14 protein-coding genes are annotated in these 14,662 nt (G+C 72.1%); 9 read left to right on the plus strand and 5 right to left on the minus strand.

Translation table 11 applies throughout. The features are described from left to right. The first annotated feature begins 37 nt into the window (after positions 1 to 37). Entirely contained in the window at positions 38 to 1,003 is a 966-nt protein-coding gene (locus IO20_RS0110805) for a glycosyltransferase family 2 protein (protein ID WP_030548332.1), read from the plus strand. A 3-nt stretch (positions 1,004 to 1,006) separates the two neighbouring features. Continuing rightward, positions 1,007 to 2,404 (plus strand): polysialyltransferase family glycosyltransferase, encoded by a 1,398-nt coding sequence (locus IO20_RS0110810; protein WP_051874347.1) that lies wholly within the window; start codon positions 1,007 to 1,009, stop codon positions 2,402 to 2,404. Between the two features lie 19 nt (positions 2,405 to 2,423). Here IO20_RS0110810 and IO20_RS0110815 read toward each other — a convergent pair whose 3' ends face one another. After that, positions 2,424 to 3,218 (minus strand): VOC family protein, encoded by a 795-nt coding sequence (locus IO20_RS0110815; protein ID WP_037635140.1) that lies wholly within the window; start codon positions 3,216 to 3,218, stop codon positions 2,424 to 2,426. A 173-nt stretch (positions 3,219 to 3,391) separates the two neighbouring features. On the opposite strand from IO20_RS0110815, the gene IO20_RS0110820 reads away from it, so the two are divergent. Beyond that, positions 3,392 to 4,219: a sulfurtransferase gene (locus IO20_RS0110820; protein WP_030548338.1), complete on the plus strand. Its 828-nt coding sequence runs from the start codon at positions 3,392 to 3,394 to the stop codon at positions 4,217 to 4,219. Between the two features lie 74 nt (positions 4,220 to 4,293). Here IO20_RS0110820 and sepH read toward each other — a convergent pair whose 3' ends face one another. Next, the gene (gene sepH / locus IO20_RS0110825; protein WP_030548341.1) at positions 4,294 to 5,334 is read right to left on the minus strand and encodes a septation protein SepH; all 1,041 of its coding nucleotides are present in this window, start codon (positions 5,332 to 5,334) and stop codon (positions 4,294 to 4,296) included. Between the two features lie 486 nt (positions 5,335 to 5,820). On the opposite strand from sepH, the gene IO20_RS0110830 reads away from it, so the two are divergent. Then, positions 5,821 to 6,702 carry a hypothetical protein gene (locus tag IO20_RS0110830; RefSeq protein WP_063761384.1) on the plus strand — a complete coding sequence of 294 codons (882 nt, stop codon included), beginning with the start codon at positions 5,821 to 5,823 and terminating at the stop codon, positions 6,700 to 6,702. 3 nt (positions 6,703 to 6,705) lie between these two features. Here IO20_RS0110830 and IO20_RS0110835 read toward each other — a convergent pair whose 3' ends face one another. Both IO20_RS0110835 and IO20_RS0110840 read right to left on the minus strand, forming a co-directional pair. Continuing rightward, positions 6,706 to 8,043: a D-arabinono-1,4-lactone oxidase gene (locus IO20_RS0110835; RefSeq protein WP_030548345.1), complete on the minus strand. Its 1,338-nt coding sequence runs from the start codon at positions 8,041 to 8,043 to the stop codon at positions 6,706 to 6,708. Next, positions 7,985 to 9,247 (minus strand): MFS transporter, encoded by a 1,263-nt coding sequence (locus tag IO20_RS0110840; protein ID WP_030548347.1) that lies wholly within the window; start codon positions 9,245 to 9,247, stop codon positions 7,985 to 7,987. Before IO20_RS0110840 ends, IO20_RS0110835 begins: the two co-directional genes overlap by 59 nt. Positions 9,248 to 9,398: 151 nt before the next feature. On the opposite strand from IO20_RS0110840, the gene IO20_RS0110845 reads away from it, so the two are divergent. Both IO20_RS0110845 and IO20_RS0110850 read left to right on the plus strand, forming a co-directional pair. Next, positions 9,399 to 10,526: a ferrochelatase gene (locus tag IO20_RS0110845; protein ID WP_030548349.1), complete on the plus strand. Its 1,128-nt coding sequence runs from the start codon at positions 9,399 to 9,401 to the stop codon at positions 10,524 to 10,526. Between the two features lie 36 nt (positions 10,527 to 10,562). Beyond that, positions 10,563 to 11,363: an inositol monophosphatase family protein gene (locus IO20_RS0110850; protein ID WP_030548351.1), complete on the plus strand. Its 801-nt coding sequence runs from the start codon at positions 10,563 to 10,565 to the stop codon at positions 11,361 to 11,363. 156 nt (positions 11,364 to 11,519) lie between these two features. Here IO20_RS0110850 and IO20_RS40695 read toward each other — a convergent pair whose 3' ends face one another. After that, positions 11,520 to 11,693, minus strand: coding sequence for a hypothetical protein (locus IO20_RS40695; RefSeq protein ID WP_169749507.1), 174 nt, complete (start codon positions 11,691 to 11,693; stop codon positions 11,520 to 11,522). A gap of 376 nt (positions 11,694 to 12,069) precedes the next feature. Between IO20_RS40695 and IO20_RS0110860 the strand changes: the two genes are divergently transcribed. The 3 genes from IO20_RS0110860 (at position 12,070) to IO20_RS0110870 (ending at position 14,660) form a co-directional block, all read left to right on the plus strand. Further along, positions 12,070 to 12,723 carry a response regulator transcription factor gene (locus IO20_RS0110860; RefSeq protein ID WP_030146958.1) on the plus strand — a complete coding sequence of 218 codons (654 nt, stop codon included), beginning with the start codon at positions 12,070 to 12,072 and terminating at the stop codon, positions 12,721 to 12,723. A 4-nt stretch (positions 12,724 to 12,727) separates the two neighbouring features. Beyond that, the gene (locus tag IO20_RS0110865; protein WP_030548354.1) at positions 12,728 to 13,966 is read left to right on the plus strand and encodes a sensor histidine kinase; all 1,239 of its coding nucleotides are present in this window, start codon (positions 12,728 to 12,730) and stop codon (positions 13,964 to 13,966) included. 397 nt (positions 13,967 to 14,363) lie between these two features. Then, complete coding sequence (locus IO20_RS0110870; RefSeq protein WP_003955561.1) at positions 14,364 to 14,660, plus strand: DUF4193 domain-containing protein; 297 nt, start codon at positions 14,364 to 14,366, stop codon at positions 14,658 to 14,660. The last annotated feature ends 2 nt before the right edge of the window (positions 14,661 to 14,662 follow it).

A 14,662-nucleotide genomic window follows, 5' to 3' on the forward strand; every position in this document is an offset into this window, starting at 1 on the left:
CGGCGTTTAATTGTTCGATTCAGTATGGGGATTCCGAGTGCCGAAACTGTCCGTCGTCGTACCGTTCCACAATGTCGGGCCATACGCGCCCGACACCCTGCGCAGTCTCGCGAACAACGCGGATCCGGAATTCGAGTTCCTGCTGATCGACGACTGCTCGACGGACGACACCCCGGAAATCCTCGACCGCTGGCGCGACCGACTGCCGAACGCCACCGTCATCCGGCACGAGACGAATCTCGGCGTCGCCCAGGCACGCAACACGGGCATGGACGCGGCGCGCGGCGACTACCTCACCTTCCTCGACGGCGACGACTGGTACGCGCCCGGCCACCTCGCCGCCACGGTCGCCGGAATCGAGCGGCTGGGCTGCGATTTCGCCCGCACCGACCACGTCCTCTCGGAGGGCAGGAAACGGCAGATCCGTTACGCCCCCGCCGCGCGCCGCGACACGGTGATGGACCCCAGGGACGGAATCTCGCCCGCCAGCATGGTGACGATGGTGGACTATCCGTTCGTCCCCTTCGGCATTTACAGCGCCCGGCTCTTCGAGAACGGCGCGTCGCGTTTCGAGACCTCCCTGAGAACGGCCGAGGACCGTCTCTGGATCTGGCGGCTCCACCTCAAGGCCCGGACTTTCGCGGCGCTTTCCCTGCACGGCGTCTTCTACCGGCGGGGCGTCACCACCTCGCTCACCCAGATCACCGACAACCGGCAGCTGGACTTCATTCCGTCGTACGACACCCTGCTCGACGACGTGTCCCGGGACGCGGAGGCGGACCGGTTCCTTCCCAAGGCGGTCCGCACGTACTGCGCGATGATCGCCTTCCACATGGGCAAGGTCGGCAAGTACGAGCCCGCCGTCGCCACCCGGCTCCGGGCCGATGTCGCCGACGCGCTGCACCGGATGCCGCAGCAGGTCCTCGACGAGACCCTGGCCACCATGGACACCGCCCGCAGCACCCTCCTCCGGAGCCTGCGCGACACCGGAAGGACCGCCTGACCCATGGCCCCCGACAAGGCCCCCGCGCCCGCCGCCCAGGCCCCCGACCCGGCGGCCCCCGACCTCCGGCCGGTCCAGATCTTCCAGGTGTCCACCCTGTACGGGGCGGCCACCCTCGCCGCCTCCCTGGACGCCGGACAGTTCGGCCCCCGCGCGGACGCCCGCCGGTTCCTGCTGATCTCACGCAACGCCGAGATCCCGGAGACGGCGCTGCGCCTGGAGACCATGACCGGGTACGAGCGGATCGCCGCCCGCTTCGACGGGATCCTCGACTGGAACGAGACCATCCACCCGTACCACCCCGCCGCCTGGGCCCCCCGCCCCGAGGAGGCGCCCCTCTGGCAGCGGGTGCTGCGCACGGCCTGGGACCTGGGCACCGCCCCGGTGGAGCTGATCGTCGAATCCATCCAGGTCAACCCCGCCAAGGCGCTGGCCGGCACCTTCCCCGAGAGCGCCGTGCACGTCTACGCGGACGGCCTCATGAGCTACGGCCCGACCCGCTCCGACCTCGCCCAGTCGATCGCCTGCCGCGTCCGGCGCGTCCTCCACCTCGACCTGGTCCCCGGCCTGCGACCCCTCCTCCTGAGCGAGTACGGCGTCGAGCCCGAACTCGTCCCCGACAGCGCCTTCCGCGCGGTCCTGGCCGAGATCGCCGAGGAGGCGGCCGACGACCCGGACATCGCGCGGGCGGCCGCCGCCGAACCCACGGCACTGCTCCTCGGCCAGTACCTCGCCGCCCTCAACCTGCTCACCGCGGAGGAGGAAGAGGAGCTCCACGTGCGGATGCTGCGCGGGGCGGCCGCGGCCGGACACCGCTCGATCGTCTTCAAGCCGCACCCCAGTGCCCCGGCCGGCTACTCCCAGGTCCTCCAGGAGGAGGCGGAACGGTCCGGCGTACGGCTCACCGTCCTCGACGGACCGCTGCTCGCCGAGACCTTCTACGAGCGGTGCGGGCCCCGGCTCGTCGTCGGCTGCTTCTCCACGGCGATGTTCACCGCCGCCGTCCACTACGGCATCCCCATCGCGCGCGTGGGCACCGCCGAGGTCCTCGAACGGCTGACCCCCTTCGAGAACAGCAACCGGATCCCGCTCACCGTCGCCGACCACCTGGTCGCGGACCTCGAAGGCGGTGAGGAGCCCGCCGTCCCCGGACCGGCACCCGACTCCCTCACGCCCCTGGTCCGCGCCGTCGGCTACTGCATGCGGCACAAGAGCCATCCGGGGATGCGGGAGGAGGCCACCCGCTACCTGGACGCGCACCACGCCGATCCCGCCGTAGCCCACCACTTCTCGGCCGAACGGCTGACCCAGCTCGGCCTTCCGGGGGCGACGGCGGCTCCGGCGACGGCCGCCACGTCGTTCCGCCTCCGCCGGAGCCTCGTGCGCTCCCGGCGCGGCTGAGCGGGCCCGCCCACCCCGGTCAGTCAGGCCGCGCCTCCGGGGCGCGGCCGGTGGATCTGACGAGGGTGAAGACCGCGCCCTCCGCGTCCGTCACCAGGGCGAGCCGTCCCGCCGTGCCGTCGCGCGGCGGGCGCAGCACCTGGCCGCCGAGCTCCACGACGAGCCGCGCGGCCGCGTCCGTGTCGGCGACCTCGAAGTACGTCATCCAGTGCGGGCCCCGGTCCCGGGGCACCGCGTTGCCGACGCCGTGCACGGAGGCCACCGGGGCCCCTTCCACATGGAGCGTCGCGTAGTCCGCCCGGTCGAAGGACTCCACCGGCTCCAGCTCGTAGCCGAAGACCGACCGGTAGAACTTGCCGATCGACGTCTCGTACGTGATGAGCTCGTTCCACACCGGGGTCCCGGGCGATCCCGCCGTGGCCGTGCCGTGGTGCGCCTCCGCCTGCCAGACGCCGAAGACCGCGCCCGCGGGGTCGGAGCAGATCGCGAGGCGGCCGGCCTCGCCCGCGTCCAGCGGGCCCACCGCCACCGTGCCGCCGCAGCCGCGGATGCTCTCGGCGGTCTCGTCGGCGTCGGCGGTGGCCAGGTAGGGGGTCCAGGCGATGCGCAGGTGCCGGTCGGGCGGCAGCCGGCCGATGCCCGCCACCTCCTTGCCGTCGAGCAGCGCGCGCACATACGGCCCCAGCTGCTGCGGACCGGGGACGAAGTCCCAGCCGAAGAGCGCGTTGTAGAACTCAAGCGTGGCGTCAAGCCCGTGCACCATCAAGCTCACCCAACAAGGTGTGCCGGGTGTGCGCCGAGTCGCCTCGGTCATCGTGACTCTCTCCTCGGACCGTCGTCGTGCCCGTGCCCCCGTCCGATGGTGACACCGAAGGGGCCGCGGCGCGCCCCGGTCGCACCAACGAGTGGCGCTGTCCCGCGGCGGTGACGCGGGGAGGACGCCGGGTTCGTCCTCCGCGGCCGAGCGGCTGCGCGAGGATGGCACCCATGAAGCCCATCATCTCCGCAAGCGAACTGCAGAGCGAGTCGGCCGGGGCCCGGCCGCCGGTCCTCCTGGACGTCCGCTGGACGCTGGGCGGTCCGCCCGGACGGCCCGCGTACGAGGCCGGGCACCTCCCCGGCGCGGTCTACGTCGACCTGGACACGGAACTGGCGGGACCGGCGGGCGGTGGCGGCCGCCACCCGCTGCCCGACCCGGAGGCCTTCGGGGCCGTGATGCGCCGCGCGGGCGTCTCGGCGGACACCCCGGTCGTCGTCTACGACGGCGGTCTCGGCTGGGGCGCGGCCCGCGCCTGGTGGCTGCTCCGCTGGGCCGGACACAGGGACGTACGGGTCCTGGACGGGGGCCTGGCGGCGTGGCCGGGGGAGCTCACGGAGAAGGTCGTCGTGCCGGAGCCGGGCGACTTCCGGCCGGAGCCGGGGGCGCTCGGGCTCCTCGACGCCGACGGGGCGGCGGCGCACGCGCGCGCGGGGCTGCTCCTGGACGCCCGGGCGGCCGAGCGCTACCGGGGGGACGTGGAGCCGATCGACCGGGTCGGCGGCCACATCCCGGGCGCGGTGTCGGCCCCGACCACGGAGAACGTGGACGCGGAGGGGCGCTTCCTGGACGTCGGCGCTCTGCGGGACCGTTTCACCGCCCTGGGCGCGGCCGAGGGGACCCCGGTGGCCGTCTACTGCGGCTCGGGCGTCTCCGGCGCCCACGAGGTCCTGGCCCTGGAGGTCGCGGGCATCCCCGCGGCTCTCTACGCGGGCTCCTGGTCGGAGTGGTCAGCCGACCCCGGCCGCCCGGTGGCCACGGGCCCGGATCCGCAGTAGCGGTACGGACGGGGCCCGCACCGATCCGGCGCGGGCCCGTTCCCGTACGGCTGACGTCCCCCGTACGGCTGGCGTCAGTCCTGCTTCTTCCTTCGCGTGCCGAAGACGATCTCGTCCCAGCTCGGCACCGCCGCGCGACGGCCCGGACGGACGCCGTCCGCCTCCGCCTGGCGGTCGGTCGTGCCGGTGAGCCGGTCGCGGTGACCCGAGACCGCGCGCGGCATCAGGACGTCGGCGTACGCGGATCCGGCGCCCGCCGAGGCGGCCGGGGCCGGCGGCTCCTCCGCCTCGACCTCTTCCGAGGGCTCCGAGTCCGGCTGGTCGGGCACGATCATGTCGCCGCGGAAGCTCGGCACGGCCTCCAGGAGGCTGGTCAGCGAGTCCCGCTCGTCCTCCGGCTCGACGGCCGCGTGCGCCCGCTCCAGCTGGCGGTCCGACCGGTCGATCTGGCGGTCCAGGGCGCGGTCGAGCGGCCTGTCCCTGGGGAGCCGGGCGATGCGCGGCACGAAGGGGAAGCTCGGTTCCGGAGCGGCGGCGATCGTGTCGTCCGTCTCGCCGATCAGGGCACGCGCCTCGTCGTCCACGGCCTGGACGAGCCGCCGCGGCGGGTCGTACGTCCAGCTGGCCGTGTGGACCTCGCCCGCGACGCGGTAGACGAGCAGCACCTCCCAGGTGCCGTCGTCGCGCCGCCAGGAGTCCCACTGCGTGGTGTCCTTCTCGGCGCCGCGCAGCAGCAGCCGCTCCTGCACCGCCTCGCCGAGCTGCGGGCCGCTGTTCTCGCCGGGCCTGCGGACCGGGGTCTTGCGGGCCCGTTCGGCCATGAAGGCGCGCTCCGCGAGCACGGGGCCCTCGAAGCGGCGTACGCGGTCGACGGGGATGCCGGCGAGCTGGGCGACCTCCTCGGCGGAGGCACCGGCTCGTATCCGCGCCTGGATGTCGCGGGGGCGGAGGTGGCTCTCCACCTCGATCTCGATCTGGCCGAGGCGCGCGCGGTCGTTGCGCACGGCGGCGCGGAGCCGCTCGTCGATCGGAAGTGTGTACTCCGTGCTGTCAGCAGCCTTCAGCACCAGTCGTGTGCCGTCGTTGGAGACGGCCACGACACGCAGTTCGGGCATGGGGACCTCCCGGGTGGTGCCTGCCGACGTCACGTGCGTCGCTGCTTCCGCTAGTCGAGTGTGGCCTGCCCGGGTGCAGCCTGCCACTACCTTGCCGAGTTGCCCGGCGTGTCGGGCGTGGACCCTGGAACGCCGTTATGACACGGTGACCTGTTGGCTACCCGGAGTGACAGGCGGTCACTCTGTGCAGTCGATCCCCGTGCGTCGCCGCGGCGCCGCCGGTTCGAGCGCCGTGTCCGGCCCCCTCCCCTTGATCTCGGGCACCCGTGAAGGCGTCCGGACCCAGGGTTCGTCAATGTACTCCATTCGGGCCACTTGGGTGGACCGGCGCGCCGCCCAACTTCTCGGGCGGTACGGGAGTTGAGTCTCCGTGATCTTCCCCCATACGTGGCGCTCTTCACAGAATCACCAGAAACGGAACTATTCGCTTCGCCCATATGTCCCTTCTGGGTGCAAGGCGAACGGATAAGTCGTCAGGGGCTGGAGATGCGCCACAGGCCGGAAACCGACACGGACGAGCCGGAGGAGAAGGAGAGCGGCAGGAGAAGGATCGACCTGAGTGTGGCTCAGGTCTCGGGCAGCGCGCTCGCCGCGGTCATCGCCGCCAAACTCGCCTCCACCCTCGGCGTGTACGGCACGATCGTCGGCGCCGGTGTGATCAGCGTCATCGCGACCTGCGGCGGCCCCCTCTTCCAGCACCTCTTCCGGCGCACCGGCGAGCAGGTGCGCGACGCGACCTCCGCCGCCAGGCCGAAGCCCCGTCAGGTCCCGGTCGCAGGGTCCGGGGACGACCGCACCCTGATGCTCGGCACGGTCCGGGCCCCGCTCCCGTACGACGAGGACTTCGGCACGGCGACCACCCACGGCACCCGTGTCCGGGGCTGGAAGCGCCCGGCCATCGCGGCCGCCCTGGTCTTCGGCGTCACGATGGGCGGCATCACCGCCTACGAACTCGTCTCGGGGCAGGACTTCAGCGGGAGGCAGGGGACCACCACCTTCGGCTCCGTCGTCAGCGGCAGCGGCAGCGGCGGCACGGGGGGCGGCGCGCCGGTGGGGGACGAGGACCCCGCACCCGCGCCGTCCGGATCCGCCGAGGGCACCGGGCGGCCCGAGGACGGCGCGGGCAGTCCCCCGAGGGGCGCCACCCCGTCCCCGGGCGAGCAGGGCACCGGGCCGAGCGGCACCGCGACCCCCTCGCCGGAGCCGACCCCCTCCGGCGCCACCGACGGCGGGTCGACCCCCACCCCGACGCCGGCACCGACCGACCCGACGACGGCCCCGACGGCCCCGGCCCCGTTGCCGCCCACGGAGTCCGGGGCACCGGAGACCCCGGCGGTCACGCCGCCGGCCGACACGGCAGCCGAATGACCGTCAGTCGCCCAGCACGCGGCGGAGGTAGTCGTTCCCGAACAGGCGGTCCGGGTCGAGCCGGTCGCGCAGCGCCGTGAACTCGGCGAAGCGCGGGTAGACCTCCGAGAAGTAGGCGGCGTCGCGGGTGTGGATCTTGCCCCAGTGGGGGCGGCCCCCGTGCGCCGTCATGATCCGCTCCACCGCGGTGAAGTACGCGCGGTGGGGCGTTCCCCTGTAGAGGTGCACGGCGATGTACGCGGTCTCGCGCCCGGAGGCCGTGGACAGCGTGATGTCGTCCGCCGGAGCCGTCCGCACCTCCACGGGGAAGCTGACCTTGAGCGGTGACCGCTCGACCATCGCCTTGACCTCGCGCAGCGCCGTGACCGCGGCCTCGCGCGGAAGGGCGTACTCCATCTCCATGAAGCGCACCCGGCGCGGCGAGGTGAAGACCTTGTACGGGATGTCGGTGTACGTACGGGCCGACAGGGCCCGGCTGGAGACCCTGGCGATCGAGGGGATGACCGGCGGCACCGCCCTGCCCAGCGAGCAGGCCACCTGGAAGAGCCCGTTGGAGAGGAGTTCGTCCTCGATCCAGCCGCTGACCCGACCGGCGGGAGCGGCGGGCCCCGCGCTGCGGTTGTTGCGCTTGGTGTTGCAGTTGTCCGTGTGGGGGAACCAGTAGAACTCGAAGTGCTCGTTCTCCGCGTGCAGCGCGTCGAAGTCGGAGGTGACCCGGTCGAAGGTCATCGGCTCCTCGCGCGCGGTGAGCAGGAAGACCGGTTCCACCGCGAAGGTGATCGCCGTGATCACGCCGAGGGCGCCCAGCCCGATCCTGGCCGCCGCGAAGACCTCCGGGTTCTCCTTCTCCGAACAGGTCAGCAGTTCGCCCGAGGCCGTCACCAGCTCGATTGCGCGGATCTGCGCGGCGATCGAGGCCGACTCGCGGCCCGTACCGTGCGTGCCCGTGGAGACGGCCCCTGCCACGGTCTGCTCCATGATGTCGCCCATGTTCGTGAGCGACAGGCCCTCCCGGGCCAGCGCCACGTTGAGCCGCTTCAGCGGGGTGCCCGCCTCGGCCGTCACGGTCATCGAGGCGCGGTCGATCCGCCGGATCCCGGTCAGCAGGCCCGGCCGGACGAGGACGCCGTCGGTGGCCGCGATCGAGGTGAACGAGTGACCGGCGCCGACCGTCTTCACCCGCAGGCCGTCCTCGGCCGCCCGGCGCACCGCCTCGGCGAGCTCCTCGGCCGAGGCCGGGCTCACCTCCCGTACGGGGCGGGAGGTGACGTTCCCCGCCCAGTTACGCCACGGGCTGTCCGCCGTCCTGGCGCTCCCCGATCCCGCTGTCGTCCTGCTCACGCTGCCCCTCCCGGTTCGGCGCCGGCCTGCGGAGCCGGCGGTGTCCGAGGAGACCCACCGCGACCGCGAGCGCACCCGAGACGACGGGCACCACGTACCCCGCCTCGGCCCCCGACGCGTCGACCACCCAGCCGGCGGCCGAAGAGCCGAGCGCCACGCCGATCGCGAGCCCGGTACCCGTCCAGGTCATGCCCTCGGTCAGCTTGGTGCGCGGTACGTGCGCTTCGACGAGGGCCATGGTGGTCACCATCGTCGGTGCGATGGACAGGCCCGCGACAAAGAGCGCCACGGCCAGCAACGGCAAGTTCCCGGCCAGTAGGAGGGGGATCATACTCACGGCCATCGCACAGACACCCAGAAGCCATCGGCGGGACGGCTCGCCCTTGACGTGCATCAGCCCGAAGACGGCGCCCGCGAGGCAGGAACCCAGCGCGTAGACGGCCAGGACGAGGCTGGCGGCGGCCTTGTGTCCCTGCTCCTCCGCGAAGGCCACGGTCACCACGTCCACCGAGCCGAAGATGGCGCCGGTGGCGACGAAGGCGAGGGTCAGGACCCGCAGGCCGGGGGAGCGGAGCACGGAGCCGCTCCGGTCGTCGGCCTCCCGGGGGTGCGGTCGCGGCTCGGTGGCGCGCTGGGAGGTCAGCCAGAAGACGCCGATGGCCAGGAACACCCCGGCGAACAGCGGGCCCGCCTCGGGGAACCAGGTCGTCGACAGACCGATCGAGATGATCGGGCCGAAGATGAAGCAGATCTCGTCGACGATCGACTCCCACGAGTACGCCGTGTGCAGCGGCCGTTCCTCGCCCCGGTAGATCTCCGCCCAGCGGGCCCGGGTCATGGCGCCGACGCTCGGCACGCAGCCGATCACGGCCGTGAACGCGAAGAGTGTCCAGTCGGGGGCCTCCTGCTGGACGCAGAGGAGGAGCCCCGCGGCCGCCGCGAGCGAGATGAGGGTCACCGGGCGGAGTACCCGGCGCTGTCCGTGCCGGTCGACCAGGCGGGAGACCAGGGGGCCGAGGGCCGCGGCGGACATCGCGAGCGTCGCCGCGAGCGCGCCTGCGAGCCCGTACCGGCCGGTGACCTGCGAAATCATGGTCACGATGCCGATGCCCATCATGGACAGGGGCATCCGGCCGAAGAACCCGGCGACGGAGAACAGGACTGTGCCGGGCGCCTTGAAGATCGCGCGGTAGGGACTGGGCAAGAGGCGTCCTTGGTCAACACGTGTAATTAACTACTAAAGCCTACGGTGTTGAACTCGATCGGTCATCCCCCTTTTCCGTCACCTTTCGGACGGCCGGGCGACGGACGGGGCGCGCCCTCCGCTGTCAGGCGCGGGTGGGAGGATCGGTGCCATGTCCGATCAGCACGATCCCGCCCCGTACGACGCCCTGCTGCTGCTCTCGTTCGGCGGCCCCGAGGGCCCGGACGACGTGGTCCCGTTCCTGGAGAACGTGACGCGCGGCCGAGGCATCCCGAAGGAACGGCTCAAGGAAGTGGGGCAGCACTACTTCCTCTTCGGCGGTGTCTCGCCGATCAACGACCAGAACCGCGCGCTCCTCGGCGCGCTGCGGACGGACTTCGCCGACGCCGGCCTGCGGCTGCCCGTCTACTGGGGAAACCGGAACTGGGCGCCGTACCTCACCGACACCCTCCGCGAGATGATCACCGACGGCCGTCGCCACATCGCCGTCCTCACCACCAGCGCGTACGCCTCCTACTCCGGCTGCCGCCAGTACCGCGAGAACCTCGCCGACGCGCTCGCCACCCTGGAGGCCGAGGGGCTCCCGCTGCCCCGGGTCGACAAGCTCCGGCACTACTTCAACCACCCCGGCTTCGTCGAGCCCATGGTCGAGGGCGTCCTCGCCTCCCTCGCCGACCTCGACCCCTCGGTACGGGACGGGGCCCACCTCGCCTTCACCACCCACTCCATCCCCGAGTCCGCCGCCGACTCCTCAGGACCCGTCACCGAACACGGCGAGGGCGGGGCGTACGTCCGGCAGCACCTCGACGTGGCACGGGTGATCGCCGACGCGGTCCGCGAGGCCACCGGGACCGACCACCCCTGGCAGCTCGTCTACCAGTCCCGCAGCGGCGCCCCCCACATCCCGTGGCTTGAGCCGGACATCTGCGACCACCTGGAGACGCTGCACGGCGCGGGGGTGCCCGCGGTCGTCATGGTCCCGATCGGCTTCGTGTCCGACCACATGGAGGTCCTCTACGACCTCGACACCGAGGCCACGGCCAAGGCGGCCGAGCTCGGACTGCCCGTCCGGCGCTCGGCGACCGTGGGCGCCGACCCCCGGTTCGCCGCCGCCGTCCGCGAGCTCCTCCTGGAACGGGCCGCGCGCGAGCGGGGGACCAGGACCGAACGGTGCGCCCTGGGGGCGCTCGGGCCCTCCCACGACCTGTGCCCGATCGGCTGCTGCCCGGCCAGGGCGGAACGCCCCGCGGCAGCCGGCGCCGACAGCCCGTACGCCTGACCCGTACGTACGCCCCCGTACGCCCAAGGAGACCCTGTGACGGACCCGCTTCTCACCGAACTGCTCGACCTCGCCCTGGAGGCCGCGCGGCGGGCCGGAGCGCTGCTGCGCGACGGCAGGCCGGACGACCTGACCGTGGCGAGGACCAAGTCGAGCGCCATCGACGTGGTCACCGAGATGGACATCGCCGCCGAGAAGCTGATCACCGGCTTCCTCGCCGAGCACCGACCCCATGACGGCGTTCTCGGCGAGGAGGGCGCCTCCAGCCCCGGCACGAGCGGAGTCCGCTGGGTCATCGACCCGCTCGACGGCACCGTGAACTACCTCTACGGGCTGCCCACCTGGGCCGTCTCGATCGCCGCCGAACGGGACGGCGAGACCGTGGTCGGCGTCGTCGAGGCACCGATGCGTGGCGAGACGTACCGTGCCGTCCTCGGCGGCGGAGCCCACGAGGGGGACCGGCGCCTCGCCGTCCGGCCCTCGCCCGCCCTCGACCAGGCCCTCCTCGGTACGGGCTTCGGTTACGTGCAGTCCCGGCGGGCCCGCCAGGCGGACGTCGCCCAGCGGGTGATCCCGCGGGTCCGCGACATCCGCCGCGGCGGCTCGGCCGCCATCGACCTCTGCGACGTCGCCGCCGGCCGCCTCGACGCGTACTACGAGCGCGGTCTCAACCCCTGGGACCTCGCGGCGGGCGCCCTGATCGCCCGCGAGGCCGGCGGGCTCACCGGAGGGCGCCCCGGGGAGCCGGAGTCGGGTGAACTGACCCTGGCGGCCTCTCCGGGCCTCTTCGGGCCCCTCCAGGAGCTCCTGGAGGACCTGGGCGCCTGGCACGACTGACGGGTCGGGACACGCGAGGGCCCCGGTGCCGGGACGGCGCCGGGGCCCTCGCACGTGTACGGGGTCGGTCGGGCGGGTGGGATGGTGCGGGTCGTACGGGCCGTGCGGGTCCTGCCGGTCGTACGGGTCGTTCGGGTCGTGCGCGGTCGGGACGGGTCAGACGCCCTGCGCGGCGACTTCCACGCCGTGCTCGGCGGCAAGCCGGTGCAGGTCCTCCAGCTCCGCCTGCTCCACCTCCGCCAGGTAGTCGTCGCCGGTCTCACGAGCCCGCGTGAGGTCCGTCTGTGTGGTCCTGATGCGGTGCAGCAGGCCAGCGGTGAAAGCGTCCATCGTGCGCCCCCTCGTCATGGGTCCGGTGGCACGGGGGTGTGCCGAGGGTGGGTGGATCACGCACTGCGGTCTCCCGGAGACGGAGAGCGGTAGGTGGCGCGCCACATACAGGGCGTGATCACGGGGTGTGCAGTCGTCCTCCCCAGCCCTTTCCTCACAGAAACCTCAACTGGCCCGTGAATCCGGTGAATTCTTCGGCTCCCGCCCCGCGCCCCGCCCCGCGCCCCCCGGCTCACCACCTGCCCGCCCCCACCCCCGCACCGCCGCCTTACAGCCGGTTTACGCGCGTACGGGGCAGGATGGACACGCACAGTCAGTGCTCAGGTCTTCAGCCCGCTCCACCCCGGACCGAGGCTCAACGGGAAGGAAGTACGACGTGCGCGTACTCGTCGTCGAGGACGAGCAGCTGCTCGCCGATGCGGTGGCCACCGGACTGCGCCGGGAGGCCATGGCCGTCGACGTCGTGTACGACGGCGCCGCGGCCCTGGAGCGCGTGGGAGTCAACGACTACGACGTCGTCGTCCTCGACCGCGACCTGCCCCTCGTCCACGGCGACGACGTCTGCCGGAAGATCGTGGAGCTGGGCATGCCCACCCGCGTCCTGATGCTCACCGCGTCGGGTGACGTCAGCGACCGCGTCGAGGGCCTGGAGCTCGGGGCGGACGACTACCTGCCCAAGCCCTTCGCCTTCACCGAGCTCACCGCGCGCGTACGCGCCCTCGGCCGTCGCACGAGCGTGCCCCTCCCGCCCGTCCTGGAGCGCGCCGGCATCAAGCTCGACCCCAACCGCCGCGAGGTCTTCCGGGAGGGCAAGGAGGTCCAGCTCGCCCCCAAGGAGTTCGCCGTCCTCGAGGTCCTCATGCGCAGCGAGGGGGCCGTCGTCTCGGCCGAGCAGCTCCTGGAGAAGGCCTGGGACGAGAACACCGACCCGTTCACCAACGTCGTGCGCGTCACGGTGATGACCCTGCGCCGCAAGCTCGGCGAGCCGCCGGTCATCGTCACGGTCCCCGGCTCCGGGTACCGGATCTGACCTGATGGCCACCACCCCCGCGCCCCACCCCCAGGCGCCACCGAAGCCGACCTGGGACCCCAGGGACCCGGTCCGTCCCCTGCTGCGCCCGACCATCCGGATACGCCTCACGCTGCTGTACGGCGGCATGTTCCTGATCGCGGGCATCCTGCTGCTCTCGATCATCTACCTCTTCACGGCGCAGGCGCTCACCCACAGCGTCTCCGAACTGCCGTTCAAGGTCGTCGAGGGCAAGGTCCAGCCCACCACCCACTGGTGTCAGCTGCCGGTCCAGGGCACCGGGGAGCAGCTCAACGACGCCGTCTCGGTCTGCCTGCGCAAGCAGAGCGACCTGGCCCTCGACGACCTGCTGCGCCGCTCGCTCTTCGCCCTCCTCGGCCTGAGCATCATCGCCTTCGCCTTCGGCTACGCCATGGCGGGGCGGGTGCTCTCCCCGCTCGGCCGGATCACCCGGACCGCCCGCCAGGTGGCCGGCTCCGACCTGTCCCGGCGGATCGAGCTGGACGGCCCCGACGACGAGCTCAAGGAGCTCGCCGACACCTTCGACGAGATGCTGGACCGCCTGGAGCGGGCCTTCACCGCCCAGCAGAGGTTCGTCGCGAACGCCTCGCACGAGCTGCGGACCCCGCTCGCGATCAACCGGACCCTCCTGGAGGTGCACCTCTCGGACCCCGGGGCGCCGGTGGAGCTCCAGCAGCTCGGCAGGACCCTGCTCGCCACCAACGAGCGCAGCGAGCAGCTCGTCGAGGGCCTGCTGCTGCTCGCCCGCAGTGACAACCAGATCATCGAGCGCAAACCCGTCGACCTGGCCGAGGTCGCCTCGCGGGGCGTGGACCAGGTGCACGCCGAGGCCGAGGCCAAGGGCGTCGAGATCCGGGGCGAGCGCGCTCCGGCGGTCGTCCAGGGCAACGGCGTCCTGCTCGAGCGGATCGCCCTGAACCTGCTCCAGAACGCCGTCCGGTACAACGTGCCGGAGGGCGGCTGGGTGGAGGTCACGACCGAGACCAAGGACGGTCAGGCGGTCCTGGTGGTGTCGAACACAGGTCCTGTGGTCCCCGCGTACGAGATCGACAACCTCTTCGAGCCGTTCCGGCGGCTCAGGCAGGAGCGGACCGGCAGCGACAAGGGTGTCGGTCTCGGCCTGTCGATCGCCCGGTCCGTGGCCCGCGCCCACGGCGGCCGTATCATCGCGGAGCCCCGTGAGGGCGGAGGTCTCGTGATGCGCGTCACTCTGCCGATCTGACAGACTGCTTGAGCCGACCCGGTTCCGTTCGCTTTGCGCGGAATTCCGGGGCCCTGATTCTGAGACGCTCCTGTGTGATCGATCACAGGGGAGGGTGTCCCGGCCTCCACTCTCCGTGACCGGGAAATCCCTCCGAAAACCCGGAAAAGTCCGGGTTTCCGGGACCCGTGATGACGGGAAGTACACGGGGTGGCGCCTGCAAGGGATGCCCCCAGGACCGTGTACGGTCCGGTTCGCCACCCCAAGCCGATCACCTCGCGAGAGGACAGGACGGGTGTCGATTGAGTAACAGACCTTGATGTGAGGCAAAATCTCCGCCTCAGGTCGGGCACAAGTCCGACCTCTCACGCGTTACGTGCGCTGGAGACACCGCAACCACCCAGAGGGGGAGAGCGACATGGCAACGGATTACGACACCCCACGCAAGACCGACGACGACGTCGATTCGGACAGCCTTGAAGAACTGAAGGCCCGCCGGAACGACAAGTCGACCTCGACCGTCGACGTCGACGAGTTCGAGGCCGCCGAAGGCCTGGAGCTTCCCGGTGCAGACCTCTCGAACGAGGAGCTGGCCGTCCGGGTCCTGCCCAAGCAGGCCGATGAGTTCACCTGCATGAGCTGCTTCCTCGTGCACCACCGCAGCCAGCTGGCCAGGGAGAAGAACGGCCAGCCGATCTGCCGCGACTGCGACTGAGA

Origin of the sequence: Streptomyces exfoliatus (assembly GCF_000725545.1) — a bacterium.
Lineage (GTDB): Bacteria > Actinomycetota > Actinomycetes > Streptomycetales > Streptomycetaceae > Streptomyces > Streptomyces exfoliatus.